The organism is Bradyrhizobium sp. P5_C12, assembly GCF_054049735.1.
Genome location: NZ_JBFULU010000001.1, coordinates 260415 through 274130, shown reverse-complemented (window position 1 = coordinate 274130; position 13716 = coordinate 260415). Strand labels below are relative to the sequence as shown.

General features: G+C 63.3%; 15 protein-coding genes. 7 read left to right on the top strand and 8 right to left on the bottom strand.

What is annotated here, in order from left to right; all coding sequences use genetic code 11:
• The first annotated feature begins 289 nt into the window (after positions 1 to 289).
• Entirely contained in the window at positions 290 to 1174 is an 885-nt protein-coding gene (locus ACXJMY_RS01285) for an amidohydrolase family protein (RefSeq protein ID WP_456617500.1), read from the top strand.
• Between the two features lie 114 nt (positions 1175 to 1288).
• Here ACXJMY_RS01285 and ACXJMY_RS01280 read toward each other — a convergent pair whose 3' ends face one another.
• Positions 1289 to 1636: a MerR family transcriptional regulator gene (locus tag ACXJMY_RS01280; RefSeq protein ID WP_456617499.1), complete on the bottom strand. Its 348-nt coding sequence runs from the start codon at positions 1634 to 1636 to the stop codon at positions 1289 to 1291.
• Between the two features lie 84 nt (positions 1637 to 1720).
• Here ACXJMY_RS01280 and ACXJMY_RS01275 point away from each other — a divergent pair, with 84 nt between their 5' ends.
• Positions 1721 to 2731, top strand: a complete 1011-nt coding sequence (locus ACXJMY_RS01275) for a zinc-dependent alcohol dehydrogenase family protein (protein ID WP_456617498.1) — start codon at positions 1721 to 1723, stop codon at positions 2729 to 2731.
• Between the two features lie 111 nt (positions 2732 to 2842).
• On the opposite strand, the gene ACXJMY_RS01270 is transcribed toward ACXJMY_RS01275, so the two are convergent.
• Genes ACXJMY_RS01270 through ACXJMY_RS01260 form a run of 3 tightly spaced genes read right to left on the bottom strand, consistent with a single transcriptional unit; the run spans position 2843 to position 4635 of the window.
• Positions 2843 to 3340, bottom strand: a complete 498-nt coding sequence (locus tag ACXJMY_RS01270) for a GlcG/HbpS family heme-binding protein (RefSeq protein WP_456617497.1) — start codon at positions 3338 to 3340, stop codon at positions 2843 to 2845.
• A 33-nt stretch (positions 3341 to 3373) separates the two neighbouring features.
• Positions 3374 to 4024 (bottom strand): hypothetical protein, encoded by a 651-nt coding sequence (locus ACXJMY_RS01265; RefSeq protein WP_456617496.1) that lies wholly within the window; start codon positions 4022 to 4024, stop codon positions 3374 to 3376.
• A gap of 14 nt (positions 4025 to 4038) precedes the next feature.
• A complete protein-coding gene (locus ACXJMY_RS01260) occupies positions 4039 to 4635 on the bottom strand; it encodes a superoxide dismutase (protein WP_028147969.1) in 597 nt (198 codons plus the stop codon).
• Between the two features lie 535 nt (positions 4636 to 5170).
• Here ACXJMY_RS01260 and ACXJMY_RS01255 point away from each other — a divergent pair.
• The 3 genes from ACXJMY_RS01255 to ACXJMY_RS01245 are packed head-to-tail and all read left to right on the top strand — an operon-like array spanning position 5171 to position 7283.
• Positions 5171 to 5902 (top strand): haloacid dehalogenase type II, encoded by a 732-nt coding sequence (locus ACXJMY_RS01255; protein WP_456617495.1) that lies wholly within the window; start codon positions 5171 to 5173, stop codon positions 5900 to 5902.
• Between the two features lie 27 nt (positions 5903 to 5929).
• Entirely contained in the window at positions 5930 to 6397 is a 468-nt protein-coding gene (locus ACXJMY_RS01250) for a YbaK/EbsC family protein (RefSeq protein WP_456617494.1), read from the top strand.
• Positions 6398 to 6452: 55 nt separating this feature from the next.
• Positions 6453 to 7283 carry an adenylate/guanylate cyclase domain-containing protein gene (locus tag ACXJMY_RS01245; protein ID WP_456617493.1) on the top strand — a complete coding sequence of 277 codons (831 nt, stop codon included), beginning with the start codon at positions 6453 to 6455 and terminating at the stop codon, positions 7281 to 7283.
• A gap of 58 nt (positions 7284 to 7341) precedes the next feature.
• Here the strand turns inward: ACXJMY_RS01245 and ACXJMY_RS01240 are convergent, their stop codons facing one another.
• Positions 7342 to 7695 (bottom strand): hypothetical protein, encoded by a 354-nt coding sequence (locus ACXJMY_RS01240; RefSeq protein ID WP_456617492.1) that lies wholly within the window; start codon positions 7693 to 7695, stop codon positions 7342 to 7344.
• A 113-nt stretch (positions 7696 to 7808) separates the two neighbouring features.
• On the bottom strand, positions 7809 to 8789 hold the full coding sequence (locus ACXJMY_RS01235) for a helix-turn-helix transcriptional regulator (protein ID WP_456617491.1): 981 nt from the start codon (positions 8787 to 8789) through the stop codon (positions 7809 to 7811).
• A gap of 285 nt (positions 8790 to 9074) precedes the next feature.
• Between ACXJMY_RS01235 and ACXJMY_RS01230 the strand changes: the two genes are divergently transcribed.
• Positions 9075 to 11693 (top strand): autotransporter outer membrane beta-barrel domain-containing protein, encoded by a 2619-nt coding sequence (locus ACXJMY_RS01230; protein ID WP_456617490.1) that lies wholly within the window; start codon positions 9075 to 9077, stop codon positions 11691 to 11693.
• Between the two features lie 9 nt (positions 11694 to 11702).
• Here the strand turns inward: ACXJMY_RS01230 and ACXJMY_RS01225 are convergent, their stop codons facing one another.
• The gene (locus tag ACXJMY_RS01225) at positions 11703 to 12689 is read right to left on the bottom strand and encodes a tripartite tricarboxylate transporter substrate binding protein (protein WP_456617489.1); all 987 of its coding nucleotides are present in this window, start codon (positions 12687 to 12689) and stop codon (positions 11703 to 11705) included.
• Positions 12690 to 12836: 147 nt separating this feature from the next.
• Here ACXJMY_RS01225 and ACXJMY_RS01220 point away from each other — a divergent pair, with 147 nt between their 5' ends.
• A complete protein-coding gene (locus tag ACXJMY_RS01220) occupies positions 12837 to 13094 on the top strand; it encodes a hypothetical protein (RefSeq protein WP_456617488.1) in 258 nt (85 codons plus the stop codon).
• A 40-nt stretch (positions 13095 to 13134) separates the two neighbouring features.
• Here the strand turns inward: ACXJMY_RS01220 and ACXJMY_RS01215 are convergent, their stop codons facing one another.
• On the bottom strand, positions 13135 to 13656 hold the full coding sequence (locus ACXJMY_RS01215) for an REP-associated tyrosine transposase (protein WP_456617487.1): 522 nt from the start codon (positions 13654 to 13656) through the stop codon (positions 13135 to 13137).
• Positions 13657 to 13716 lie beyond the last annotated feature (60 nt).

Below are 13716 nucleotides of genomic sequence, written 5' to 3'. Positions count from 1 at the left end.
GCGGAATCCTGAACGTTCGAAAGGCCGTGTTCGGCACTACCGTTTCGGCACGCGCGAATGTGGCAAAATGAGATTTTTCCCGCTGGCGGACCGACCGCCCGGGACGGGGCGGTTCTTAAGGCATGGCGGGACCGGATGTCAATGCAGACAGGCCATTCCGACCCGATTAACCTCGGGATAGGGCTGAAACGGCCCCATCGCAGCGGTCACCTTCGGCCGGCGCACCGCGAAGCCTTGCCAATTTCGTTATATCATATAATCAATTTGGCAACCCGTCGGGAGGACACCAATGCCGAAGCTGAAGCTGCCCAATATCGACGATGTCGTCGCCATCGACATCCACACCCATGCCGAGGAGCCCTGCGGCACCCATCCCGACGACGGCTATGACGATTTCCAGGCGCAGATGGCGGACTATTTCAAGTCGCCGCACAAGCATCCGCCGACCGTGCCGGAGACCGCGGCCTACTACCGCTCAAAGAACATCGCCGCGGTGATCTTCCCGGTCGACGCCGAGCGCGAGACCGGCTTCCGCCGCTACAAGAACGAAGAGATGCTGGAGATCGCCTCCGACCATCTCGACGTCCTGATCCCCTTCGTCTCGATCGACCCGCACAAGGGCAAGCTCGGCGTGCGCGAGGCGCGCAAGCTGATCGAGGAATACGGCGTCCGCGGTTTCAAATTCCATCCGACCATGCAGGGCTTCTACGCCAACGACCGCATGGCCTATCCGCTCTACGAAGAGATCAACAATGGCGGCGCGATCGCGCTGTTCCACACCGGCCAGACCGGAGTCGGCTCGGGCATGCCCGGCGGCATGGGCATGCGGCTGAAATATTCCAACCCGATGTACATGGACGACGTCGCGGCCGACTTCCCCGACCTCAAGATCATCCTCGCCCATCCCTCCTTCCCCTGGCAGGAGGAGGCGCTGTCGGTCGCGACCCACAAGCCGAACGTCTATATCGACCTGTCCGGATGGTCGCCGAAATATTTCCCGCCGATCCTGGTGCGCTACATCAACTCGATCCTCCAGGACAAGATGCTGTTCGGCTCGGACTGGCCGGTGATCACACCGGACCGCTGGCTGTCGGATTTCGCCAAGATCGACATCCGCGACGAGATCCGGCCGAAGGTGCTGAAGGCCAACGCGCGCAAGATTCTGGGGATCTAGGCGCGTACTCATCAATTGGCGAGGCCGCCGGAGCCCCTTGTGGCGGCCCGCACCGAAGATTGCACGAGGTCCGCTCATGGCCCCAGGGCGGACGTTGGCGCACGAGATGCGCGATCAATTCACGCTTGCGAGGTAGCCAGCGAGAATTGTGCGGCTCTGGCTGAGTGTCTCGATGCGTTCGTCGATCAGGCCGACCTGCTGAGCGAGTATTCTTCGCAGCTCGTTGCACGGCGTGAAGGCTGGATCATTGTTCCGCACACACGGAAGCAGCCGCTGGATCGTTTCGAGCGTCATCCCGGCAGAGCCAAGCATTTTGATCCGCCGAACCGTCTCCTCTTCCGCCGGGCCATAGTCGCGATAGCCCGAGCCGGTCCGCTGCGGCGCAAGCAGCCCTTCACCTTCATAGTAGCGCAGCATCCGGACACTGACCCCCGTCCTCCGGGAGAGTTCGCCAATTTTCATCTGAAAACCTCTTGACCCTGACAGTGCTGTCAGACCCTACAGACTGCGCTCATCCAAGTAATGCTGCTTGTGAAGGGTGCAACAATGAAAGCCTATCATTTGAATGGCCATGCTGGTGCTGGCCGCCTTGTTCGCGTCGATCTCGGCAAACCTGAGCCCGCTGACGGAGAAGTTCGCATCCGTGTCGAAGCGGCCAGCCTCAACTACCGCGACCTGCTGATCCTCGAGCGAGCGGGCCAAGGCGCGCTCGACGGCCGCGTGCCGCTCTGCGACGGCGCCGGCATCGTTGACGCCATAGGCCGCGACGTCACGCGATGGCAGGTGGGCGACCGCGTTGCCGCTTCCTACTTTCGCGATTGGGTCTCAGGGCCGTTCAAAGCCGGCTACATTGCGTCCGCCCTCGGCAGCAACAATCTGGACGGAATGCTGGCAGAGTATGTCGTGCTGCCGGCAACCGCGCTGGTGGCCGTGCCGGCGCACCTGTCCGCAGTCGAAGCAGCGACCCTGCCCTGTGCCGGCGTCACGGCCTGGCACGGCCTCATCGCACGCGGCGGGATGGGCAAGGGCGACACGCTGCTCGTCCAGGGAACAGGTGGCGTCGCCCTGTTCGGGCTTCAGCTCGCAGTGGCGCTGGGCGCGCGTGCGATCGTGATCTCCTCCTCGGATGAAAAGCTTGCCCGTGCCAAGGCGCTCGGCGGCTCGATCCTCATCAACTACCGCGACACGCCCGACTGGGATGTCGCGCTGATGAAGGCGACGGATGGCGCAGGCGCCAGCCATATCCTCGAACTCGGAGGTCCCGGCACCTATGACCGATCGCTGCGATCGGTCGCTTCGGGTGGCAAGATCATTCAGGTCGGTGTGTTGACAGGATTCGGCCCGAAGCCCGACCTCGCGCGCCTTCAGTGGGAGAATGCCGACATCATCGGTGTCACTGTCGGATCGGTCGCACATTTCGCAGCGATGAACCGCTTCCTGACCGAACATGCCCTCCGCCCGACTGTCGATCGGGTCTACGGCTTCGACGAGGTCCCCGAAGCGTATGCACATCTCCGGACCGGCTCACATTTCGGCAAGATCGTCATAAAGCTTTAGTTCGCCGCCGGCGGAGTGGTGCCAAATGCGCGTTTCCGTCTTGGATCGATTTCGCGGCGCCTTGCATAGTCCGTGCGTCTGCAACGATCCGCTGAGGCTGGCAAGGCGACCCTAAAACTCCAGCTTGTCGCGTATGGCGTCGATTCCGGCCCTGGCGCAGGCTTCGTCAGCATCGCCGCCAGGTGCCCCAGACACACCGACGGCTCCGACCAGCGAGCCGCCCGCTTCGACAATCAATCCGCCGCCTATAATGACCGTGCCGGGGAGGTTGCGGATACCGGCCTGCATCATGCCAAGTTGGCTGACGGCATTCAGTTCGGTGGTGCTGGTACGGAACGTTGCTGCGGTCCACGCCTTGCCGGAGGCCGTTGCAACGGTGTAAGCGCCTGCGAACCTGTCACGAAGGATCACCTGTGTCCCCCCGAAGCGATCGACGACCGCAACAGTGACCTGGTACCCGCGTGATCGGCAATCGCCAAGCGATGCCCGGGCCAGATCAAGCGCCAGCTCGGGACTCAGCGATTTGTAGGTCGTGAGCGGCTCCTGCGCCATTGCCGAGTGCGCGAGCATCAACAGGACGGTGGCCGCAAGCAGATTTCGAGCGAGCATGGTTTCTCCGACGTGAGCAGGTCGACGCCGACGTTAGTTCAGCGCACCGTATGTCAGGTCGTCGAATACGGTGACACTGTCGGCCTTGGTCCACAAGCCGATCATGCCGGCGTCCCTGATCGATTCGTCCTCGACCTCGAACATCGGCTTGCCGTCATACGTCACCTTGAATAGCTTTCCCGCGAATTCGCAACGTAGGGAATGCCATTGACCTGATGGCACCGATACCTTGACGCCATAGCCGCCTTTCCGGCCGACGATATCGAGCGCGCTGCGAACACCCTTGATCGTCTTGTAGAGCACAACATTGTCTTCAAGCGCGTTGGCCCGCACGACATAGTAATTGTCGGCATCCTTTGCGCGCCAGACAATACCGGCCGCACGATCCTCGGAGCCTGCGATCGCCTTGAACTTGACCTCGACGAACCCGTCCAGGATGCTGGTGCCGTTCCGGAGCGCCACTGGAAACGTCGCCTGACCGGATTGTTTCAGCACGTTCGGCTTGCTTGGCGCGGTCGACTCCACCTCGACCGTCCATTTGGGCTGGCCACGACCCGTCATCGTCAGTGTCCAGCCTTCGGGCGCTGCGCCGGTTGCTGCGTTGTCAAAATTTACAGTTTCTGCCATCGCGTTTCCTTCCACCAACAATAGGAACAACGCCGCCCCCAAGAGCGCTACGCTCATTTTTTGCACGACGTCTAAGCTTCCCGCCTGTATTGATCGTACAGTGTTGCAGCGTTGTCCCATTTGATCGCTTCCATGTAGATGTCGACATATTTCGCGGCCGCGGCGCCATAATCCATGTGATAGGCGTGCTCATACATGTCGAGCACCAGCACGGGGCGTCCGCCCGCCAGCGTCGTCGTGTGGTCGGCGGCCCACTGATTGACCAGTCGCTTGTCACGCGGCGAGTAGGAAAGAATCACCCAGCCGGAGCCGCCGCCTTCGGCCTTGCCCATGGCGGAGAACTCCGCGCGCCACCGCTCCATGCTGCCGAAATCGCGCGCGATCGCGTCGGCGAGTGGCGTACTCGGCTTGCCGGCACCGCCGAGCCCGTCGAAATAGATTTCATGGAGGATCATCGAGTTTGACGCGACGAGTTCCTCGCGCTTCAGGCCGTTGATGACGAAGTTCGGAGCTTTCGCGAAGTCGAGCTCGGCGAGTTGCGTTCCGATCGCGTTGAGTCGCTTTACGGCGCCGACATAGTTGTTCTCGTAGTGGCTGACGAGCACCTTCTCCGAGATGCCGGCAATGGATTTCGGATCGAACGGCATCGGCTTGGGCTGGTATGTCATTGGCTTGGCTCCTGTTGGCTGATTGGCTTGCGCAAGGGCTTGCGTTCCCGCGAGTAGTGCGGTCGATGCCGCGGCGGCCCCGACGCCCCTGATGAAGTCTCGGCGGTCGGTATTCGTGGTCATGGAGTCCTCCACTTGATCGTCGTCCCCAACGTGCCCCGTGTGCTCGCTAGCTCTTGGTGCTCGCCGTCTTGTCGCGCGCGCAAATAGTCCGCGCGGTCCTGGTCGATACGGACATCGACGAGGGCCGGCGCGCTGGCGGCACCAATTGACGGGACAATTTCTGTGATGAGATCGAGATGAAAGAAGACATGCAGCGTCCTTGGTGACCAGGACGCGATACTTGGGCATGTCGCCTCGCGGGGAGATCGCAAATCCCCGTACACCGAGTTAAACGCCTGCCGGCGGCAGTGTCAATCTGCCGCGCGAGGTCGACGGGGTGACGATTTTTTGAAGAAGGCGCCGACCTTGCCGCGCACCGGGCAGTTTCGGTATTGTCCGTGCGCCCCCGCAAAGATCCCGAAGGAGCGAGCCAATGAGCATCAAGGCCGTCGTCTTCGACGCCTACGGAACGCTCTACGACATACAGTCGGTCGCGGAGATCACCGAGGATGCGTTTCCGGGCTACGGCGAGATCATCACGCAGGTCTGGCGGATCAAGCAGCTCGAATACACCTGGTTGCGGTCGCTGATGCGGCGCTACCAGGATTTTACGGCCGTCACGCGCGACTCGCTCGCCTATACGCTGCGCATGCTCGGGCTCGCTTATGAGCGCGAGGCGTTCGAGCGTGTGATCGCGAAATATCTGCACCTCGATCTCTATCCGGACGCAACGAGCGCGTTAGCGGCATTGAAGCCGCGAAAGCTCGCCATCCTCTCCAATGGCAGTCCGGACATGCTGGACGCGCTCGTGCGCAACACCAGGCTCGACCGCCTGCTCGACGCCACGATCAGCGTCGATGCGAAGAAGGTCTTCAAGCCATCTCCGGAGGCCTATGAGCTGATCGGCGAGACATTCGGCACCGCGCCGAATGAGGTGCTGTTCGTCTCGTCCAATCCCTGGGACGCGGCAGGCGCCAAGTCGTTCGGGCTGAACGTCGCCTGGATCGAGCGGGTGACGCCGGAAGCCATGGCGCTGGCTTGCGTCGAGAACGAACTCGTGGCACCGCTGACGATGTTCAAGGCGATCCGCACCCAGATGGACGAGCTTGGCTTTGCGCCGGACCACCGTGTCCGTTCGCTCTCCGAGCTGCCAGGTGTCGCCTGAGGATCGCCGCCCGCCCGTGAGTTTGGAATGAGCCTTCAATCCGTTCGCGCCTTCTTCGCCGAGAAAGCCCCCGACATCTCCGTGATCGAATCCCCGATCAGCTCCGCGACCGTGGCGCTCGCCGCCGAAGCCTATGGCGTCGAGCCCGGGCGGATCGCCAAGACGCTGTCGTTGCGGATCGGCGAGCGCGTCGTCCTAATTGTCGCCGCAGGCACCGCACGGATGGACAACAAGAAGGTGAAGGCTGCGTTCGGCGGCAAGCCGAAGATGCTGGGGCTGGAAGAGGTCGCCGAGATCACCGGCCACGAGGTCGGCGGCGTCTGCCCGTTCGGGCTGAAGTCGCCGCTGCCTGTCTATTGCGACGTGTCGCTGAAGGCGTTCGACGTGGTGGTGCCGGCCGCAGGCTCGACCCACAGCGCCGTGCGCATCACGCCCGAGCGGATGGCCGAACTGACCGCGGCCGAATGGGTCGACGTCTGCGAGGTCAGGCCGTAAGGCGGCTACGGGACGCCTGATGCATTTGCCGGTCAGGGAGGCTAATGTAGGAACCATGACCGACGACAAGGTGAAGCGACGACTGACCACCGTGCTGTGCGCTGACGTGTACGGCTATTCTCGTCTCATGGAAGCAGACGAGACCGGAACGCTGGAGACGCTCCGCCGCTACCGCACGGCCATTGCGCGATTGGTCGAGCGTCACGACGGCCGCATCGTGAATACCTGGGGCGATGCCGTGATCGCCGAGTTCGCCAGCGTCGTCGAGGCCGTGCAATGCGCGGTCGAGATTCAGCAGGAAATCTCCCAGCAGGATTCGGACGCGCCTCAGGCAAACCCGATGCGGTTTCGCATCGGCATCAACCTCGGCGATGTGATGGTGGACGGCTCCGACATCTACGGCGACGGGGTCAATATCGCCTCGCGGCTGCAAGAACTCGCAGAACCCGGCGGCGTCGTGATCTCGAGCTCCGTCTACGATCAGGTGCACAACAAATTATCCGTTGGCTTCGACTGCCTCGGCCAGCGCCCCATGAAGAACATTGCTCCCCTGACCAGCTATCGGTTGACCCTGGGCGGCCGGACCGCCGGGCAAGGGAGCTTCCCGATCGAGGAAAGCCCAACTCCCCGAGAGACAGCTCGTGCTCCGCGGACTGGCGACAGGCACGAGCCATCCTCGTGGACGCAAGTCGTGTTGGATTGGCTAGCGAAGCTACCCCGCCCGGTTGCAGCAGCCCTCACGGTCTCGGCCTTTCTGATTCTGATCAATGTTTTCACGAGCCATAAGATCTGGTTCCATTGGCCAGTCGCAGCCATTCTCTTCGGTGTCGTCTTGCGGACGGCGCTTCGAGCTCGACCTGAATCGGATCGCAGGGGCGAGCGCTGAACGAGGCAGCACGACCGCATCTTCGCGCCTACCGCTGCATACCATGCGCCAGGGAGCGCTAGTCGTCATCGTCATAGGGACGCGGTTGCGCCTGCGGAGGTGGCGGCGGCGCACTGTTATAGCGCGGCGGCGGTGCAGCGCGATTGCGAGGGGCCTGCTGCTGCGGCGGCATCTGGTTATTGGACTGGAACACCGCACGGCAGCCGCTGGAGAGTTGCGGTGTGTTCTGTTGCAAGCAAGCCGTGATGCGGCTTACGTCCGGAATCTGGTCGCTGCACAGCCGCCACACATCCGGCGTGCAGGCCATCTGCTGTTCCATCGTGCCGCGATATTCCTGTGCGGACGCCGCGCCCTGCGCGACGATGCCGCCGATCGCAAGCGCCAAACCCAGCGCCATCCGCTCTGCTCGCATGTCCAGATCCTTCTCGATTCTCTCGAATTCTCTTCAATCAATGAGACGCAAGCTGGTTCTGGACCAACAAAAAAATGTGAAAGCGGCGCTGGAACCTTATTCGATTTTGCCGACTACGGCTTTTTGCCCGTTTCCGTGTGCCGCGCTTTCGCGTCCATCGGCGTCATGCCGAAACGCCGCCGAAATGTCCGGTGAAAATACGAGACGTCGTTGAAGCCGGAGAGATGGGCGATGTCGCTGATCTTGCCCGTCCGGTGCATCGGATCGCGCAGCATCCGTGCCGCCCGCAGTAGCCGCTGCTCCAGCACGAACTCCGAGAACGTGACGCCGCTGCGCTCGAACAGCAATTGAATGGTGCGAGGGCTGGCGCGATGGCGCCGCGCGAGGTCGGCGAGCGTGAGGCCGCCGTCGAGCCGCGCCAGAATGTCGGCCTTGATGGCTTCCAGCCGAGCCGCGGCGAGGCCGCGCTCCTTCGCCTGTTCGGTGGCGTCGCGCCTGCCGCCGAGCACCAGCACCATCAAATCCATCAGGTGTTGCGAAACGGCGTGCTGCGCCAGCGCATCGAGTCCCGGGGCGTGCTGAACCGCGAAGTCGTAATATCGATGCAGCAGCGCAGTGAGCGCGGGGTTATGATCGAGCGGCCGCGCAACGCTGTCTTCGGCATCGGGGCAATAAGACAGCAGCGTCTTGCGGTCGAACAAAGCGGCCTTGTTGCCGCCCTTCTCGAGCTGCGAGACGAATGCGCCCTTGATGGAGGCGTCGATGAGACTGATGCCCAGCGGCGCCACTTCGAGCGCACGACGGCCCATGACCGCTTGCAACGGCGAATCCGGCGCCATCAGCAACGCCAGATTGTCGCTGGCGTTGAGCGTCATAAATCTGATCGGCGTGCCGTTGCAGAAGGATATCGTTGCCTGCGGCAACATCACCGCTTTGACGTCGCAGTGAAAAGAGCCGTCGGACAAGGGCGCAAGATCGGCTGCCATCACGCGGCGGCAAAATTCCTCCCGCCACATCTCATAGGCCGGCCCATTCGGGTCGCCGCTATAGCCCAGGCGCGGCGCGCCATGGATCGATTGGTCATCGGCCGCCATCGGCGCGCGTCTCCAGGCTGGTGTAGCGGAATACCAATATCGCGCTGGCGGCTGCGTGCAACGCACCTCAAACAAGGTTGCGCGCCAAGCCATATAAATTTGCGGCTCTGTCCATTTGGTGCGTCAACGCACCGCGCCGCCGGCCCGGCCGTGCGTGGCATCGCCGCAACAGGCCGGTGCAAACCGGCGTCCTTGCGCCTTGAGCCATAATGCGTTTCGCATGACTCCAAGAAGCGCCGCGGCGTTCCCGCTAGCAGTTCAGAAACTGCCCCAAGGGAATTGTCGATGCCGATTGGAATACAGACCCGCGCGCAAGACGCCGTGACGGCGACCGTCCTGCGCAACAGGCTGCTCGTCACTACAACGCTGGCGCCGATCATGCTCGGGGGACTGCTCGCGCTGGCACCCGGCCCGGTGTTTGCAGCCTGCACCGTGGCCGGCACCGGCGTCATCGGCGCGCTCAATCCGGGTGACGTTGCGACCTGCACCGGCCTCGGCAATACTGACCATATCAACGCCACAGGCGGCAGCAACGTCACGGTCAATATCGGCGATGGTACGTTGACATCGCTCCTGCCCGGCGCCGGAATTCCCGCGATCGTTTATGACGGCACGTCGAATTCGAACGTGACCATAAATAATCAGGCCACGGTCTCCACCTACAGCGGAGCCGTCCTCCTGTCCAACGGCTCGAACAACAACAGCGTCACGATCGCGGTCGGTGCGATTGCCGAGGGCACAGGCAACGCCGAAGCGGCGATCGTCATCGATAATTCAAATGGCAACCTCGTCCACGTTCGGGGATCCGCGGCCGGCCCCGGAGGAACCGTGACAGGGCTCCGAATCAGCGGAACGTCGATCGCGAACGTCATCAATGTCTATCAGGGCGGATCGATCACCGGCGGCCATACCGGCGTGCAGTTCATTGCTGGCGGCAACACCCTCATCAATGCCGGCACGATCTCCGGCGGCTTCTTCATCGCCATCCAGGGCTCTTCCGGTATCGATACCATCGTCAACTCCGGGACCATCTCGGGCGGTGGCAGCGGAGCGATCGACCTGTTCGGGGGCGATGACGTGCTCGCCCTCGCCCCCGGCTCGACGATCACCGGGTTTGTGCGCGGCGGCGCCGGCACCGACACGCTGAATTTTGGCGGCACCGGAARCGCCACGTTCGACCTCGGAACTCTCAGCCCCGGCCTGCAATATGACGAGTTCGAGCAACTGACCAAGACTGGCTCTTCAGTCTGGACACTCACCGGCGCCACAGCCTTCAACGGCGCGATGACGGTAGACGCAGGCGGCCTGATCGTGAACGGCACATTGCCGTCGGTGGTCACCGTCAATGGCGGCTATCTCGGCGGCACCGGCACGGTCGGCGGCATCGTCGTCAACAATGGCGGCACGGTTGCCCCCGGCAATTCGATCGGGACCCTCAACGTCAGCGGCAATGTCACCTTCAATGCCGGCTCGACCTTTCAGGTCGAGATCAACGCCGCCGGCCAGTCCGACAAGATCGCGGCAACCGGAACAGTGACGCTCAATGGCGGCACGGTGCAGATCGTTCCGGTTGGCGCGGGCTTCCTCGCCAACACCCAATACACGATCCTCACCGCGGCCGTCGGGGTCAACGGCACGTTCGCGACGCTCACGACCTCGGGCAGCCCGCTGGTTTCGGGGCAGCTCAGCTACGATGCCAACAATGTCTACTTCCTGCTGCAACAGATCGGCGGCTTCGGCACGCTGTCGGGCCTGACGCCGAACCAGGCGGCTGTGGCCGGCGCGCTGGACCAGGCGCAGTCTGGCGGCGCATCCGGGCCGCTCGGCACCGCCATCAACACGCTCGCCGCGCTCAACGCATCAGGCATCAAGGCCGGTCTCGACGATCTCGCCGGACAAATTCACGCCGACGGACGCCGCTTCACCGTGGACCAGGCCGATGCGTTCCAGGGCTTCATGTGGAACGCCGGCACGCAATCGCGCGGCGAGACCTTGCGCATGTCGGTGTCCTCCTACGCCGAGGTGCCGGCCGACCCGATCGGCAAGGCGCTCGGCGCGCGCCGCGCCGGGCCCGCGCAGAGCGTATGGTTTGGCGGTTACGGCAATTGGGACAGGGTGGCGGCGACCGACATCGCCTTCGGAACCAATGCAAGCGTCGGCGGCGCCGCGCTCGGCGTCGATCTGTGGCACACAACGGGCTTCACCGCAGGTCTCGCGGTCGGCGCCTCGACCGGCAAGCTGCGGACGGCGGGCCGCGCCGACAGCATCGAGGCCAATGCCGGCCACGGCGGCTTCTACGCGCGTGGCGAGAGCGGCGGATTCAATCTCGCATCCGCGATCAGCTATTCCTTCGCGGCGCTCGAATCCTCGCGCACGATCTCGTTCCTGGGAGAAACCGCGACCGGCTCCTCGCGGGCGAACACCTTTGCCGCCTCGCTCGGCATCGCACGTCCGTTCGAGACCGGATGGGGTTTTACGGCCGAGCCGTTCGCCAAGGCCGACTGGTATTCGACACGCCAGGGCAGTCTTTCCGAAACCGGCGCGCCCGGCGTGAACCAGTTGGTGCGGGGCGGCAGCTTCGACGTCGGCTATGGCACGGCAGGCTTGCGCACAAATCACCGCACGATGATGCCGAACGGCCACGCGGCGCAGTTCGGCGCGACCCTTGCCGTGCGCCATGAGTTCACAGGCAGCGCCGCAACCACGACGGCGGCCCTCGAAGGCGCGCCGGGCATTCCGTTCGCGATCACCGGTGTCGAACGGGCGCGCACGGTCGCGCTCACCGGCGCGGAGATCCGGTGGGATCTCACGACCGCGACATCGTTCAAGGCGTCCTACGAGGGCGCGTTCGCACCGGGATATGACCGGCACACGCTGCGGGGGCTGGTCCGCAGCGAGTTCTAAGGCGGCCCCCTACTCCACCTTGCCGATCTTCTTCACCGCCGCGATCAGCCGCGCGCTGTCGGTCGCCACAAATTGCGAGAACTCCGGCGCGTCCTGATAGGCGACGAGACTGCCGGAGGCCTCGAAGATCTTGAGCACCTCCGGACTCATCATCACCTGCGCCATCGCCTCGCGCAGCCGGGTCGCGATCGGCGCAGGAAGAGAGCTCTGTGCAAAGAGCCCGGCCCAGATGTACATCTCGACATCCTTGTAGCCGAGCTCCTGAAAGGTCGGGACATCAGGGAAGCTCGCGATGCGCCGGGCGCCGCAATTGCCGAGCACGCGCAGCTTGCCGTCGTCGACCTGCGGCTTCAGCGTGCCCGGTGCGGCGGCGATCGCCTGCACGGTGCCGCTGAGCAACGCGGTCAGCGCGGGACCGGCGCCGCGAAACGGCACATGCAGCAGCTTGATATCGGCGCTGCTGGCAAACATCTCCATCGCCACATGCAGCGTGCCGTAGGGCCCGGACGAGCCGTAGGTGATCTGGCCCGGGCGCTTCTTCGCATCCTCGACGAAATCCTGCGCGGTCTTCCATGGCGCCGAGGCCGGCACCGCGAGCAGCGTGGGATCGGCCAGCACGCGCGCGATCGGCATGAACTGCGAGACCTCGTAGGCAACGGGGCGGTCGAACAGCCGGTCGGCCTCCGGCAGTACCGCGAGCGAGGACAGCGTCATCAGCAGCGTGTAGCCGTCGGGCTCGGCGCGCGCCGCCGCGGCATTGCCGACCGATCCGCCGCCGCCGCCGCCGCGGTTGTCGACGATGACGGGCTTGCCGAGGACCCGCTCCAGCGCCATCGCCACGGGGCGCGCGGCGAGATCGGCCTGGCCGCCGGCCGGAAACGGCACGATCATGGTGATGTTGCGCACCGGATAGGCCTGGGCGAAAGCCTTGTCCGGCAAAGCCGCCCGCAACAGCGGCAATGCCGCAGCCGCGCGCAACAGATTGCGTCGATCCATCATGGTCCCCTACCCCCCGATTTTCTTTTGTTTCGCCAGCCTAACGTGCCACGCAGCAAGAACAAGGCGTTAACGAAGCATTGACCATATCCGGCCCCGCTCGGAACGCATCCGTGAACTCGCTGTTACCCTCCCAGGGAGTAGGTGATGCGGAATCTTGCGACCATCGACGTCGCCCTGGACGAGATGCTGGTGAATCTCGCAGCGATCGTGCTGCAGCTTTCAAACCCCAACGTGACGCGAACGCCCGAGGCCCGGCGCGCATTGGCGCAATCGGTCCATCAATATGCCATCTGCGCGGCGCGATCGACCGACCCGCGGGTGCATCAGTTGAAGTCGCAGCTGGAAGAGACGTTGAAGCCGAACTTGCGAATTATCGCACGCGACGGTGTGAAAGTTTCCTAGCGATATCCCGTAGGGTGGGCAAAGCGAAGCGTGCCCACCATCATTCGCCAAATTGCCCCGGAATGTCCCGCATATCCCCTCCCCAATCCACGGGAAGGGTGCCTTGATCGACGTAGCGATGGAAGCTGCTGAGGGACCAATCGCGCACACGCGCGATGAGGCCGTGCTTCACGGGGTTGAAGTGAATGTAGTCAACGTGGCGTTCCAAGTCCGCGTCATTGCGAATTGCATGCTCCCAGAAGCGCCGCTGCCAGATGCCCTTTTCGCGCTTCCTCAATTTGCTTGTCGTGCGTGCTCCTTTCTCCAGGCCTCGCGAAAAGCCGCCTTTGATCAAATTCCATCGTGACGAAAAATCGAGATCATCCTCTGGAAGGGCCCAAATGGCGTGAAGATGGTCGGGTAGGACGCAGACCGCCACGGTTTCGAACGGACGCCGCTGCTGAATCGTTCGGTAGATTTGTCTCAGGCGATCAACGTGATCCACGAGCAGAGTGCTTGATCGGTCGGCAAGCACAACTGTGAAGAAGAACGTGGTGCCTTTGGCTCTGCGATACTGAGGCATTGCGATCTTCTTGCCCGAATGGTGGGCACGCTACGCTTTGCCCACCCTACGATAGTCGTT

Bases quoted from the DNA above. Each gene is read 5' to 3' on its own strand.
- ACXJMY_RS01255 (WP_456617495.1), top strand. From the start codon at position 5,171: ATGAGCATCAAGGCCGTCGTCTTCGACGCCTACGGAACGCTCTACGAC.
- ACXJMY_RS01240 (WP_456617492.1), bottom strand. From the start codon at position 7,695: ATGCGAGCAGAGCGGATGGCGCTGGGTTTGGCGCTTGCGATCGGCGGC.
- ACXJMY_RS01250 (WP_456617494.1), top strand. From the start codon at position 5,930: ATGAGCCTTCAATCCGTTCGCGCCTTCTTCGCCGAGAAAGCCCCCGAC.
- ACXJMY_RS01245 (WP_456617493.1), top strand. From the start codon at position 6,453: ATGACCGACGACAAGGTGAAGCGACGACTGACCACCGTGCTGTGCGCT.
- ACXJMY_RS01270 (WP_456617497.1), bottom strand. From the start codon at position 3,340: ATGCTCGCTCGAAATCTGCTTGCGGCCACCGTCCTGTTGATGCTCGCG.
- ACXJMY_RS01265 (WP_456617496.1), bottom strand. From the start codon at position 4,024: ATGAGCGTAGCGCTCTTGGGGGCGGCGTTGTTCCTATTGTTGGTGGAA.
- ACXJMY_RS01225 (WP_456617489.1), bottom strand. From the start codon at position 12,689: ATGGATCGACGCAATCTGTTGCGCGCGGCTGCGGCATTGCCGCTGTTG.
- ACXJMY_RS01260 (WP_028147969.1), bottom strand. From the start codon at position 4,635: ATGACATACCAGCCCAAGCCGATGCCGTTCGATCCGAAATCCATTGCC.
- ACXJMY_RS01220 (WP_456617488.1), top strand. From the start codon at position 12,837: ATGCGGAATCTTGCGACCATCGACGTCGCCCTGGACGAGATGCTGGTG.
- ACXJMY_RS01215 (WP_456617487.1), bottom strand. From the start codon at position 13,656: ATGCCTCAGTATCGCAGAGCCAAAGGCACCACGTTCTTCTTCACAGTT.
- ACXJMY_RS01280 (WP_456617499.1), bottom strand. From the start codon at position 1,636: ATGAAAATTGGCGAACTCTCCCGGAGGACGGGGGTCAGTGTCCGGATG.
- ACXJMY_RS01275 (WP_456617498.1), top strand. From the start codon at position 1,721: ATGAAAGCCTATCATTTGAATGGCCATGCTGGTGCTGGCCGCCTTGTT.
- ACXJMY_RS01235 (WP_456617491.1), bottom strand. From the start codon at position 8,789: ATGGCGGCCGATGACCAATCGATCCATGGCGCGCCGCGCCTGGGCTAT.
- ACXJMY_RS01285 (WP_456617500.1), top strand. From the start codon at position 290: ATGCCGAAGCTGAAGCTGCCCAATATCGACGATGTCGTCGCCATCGAC.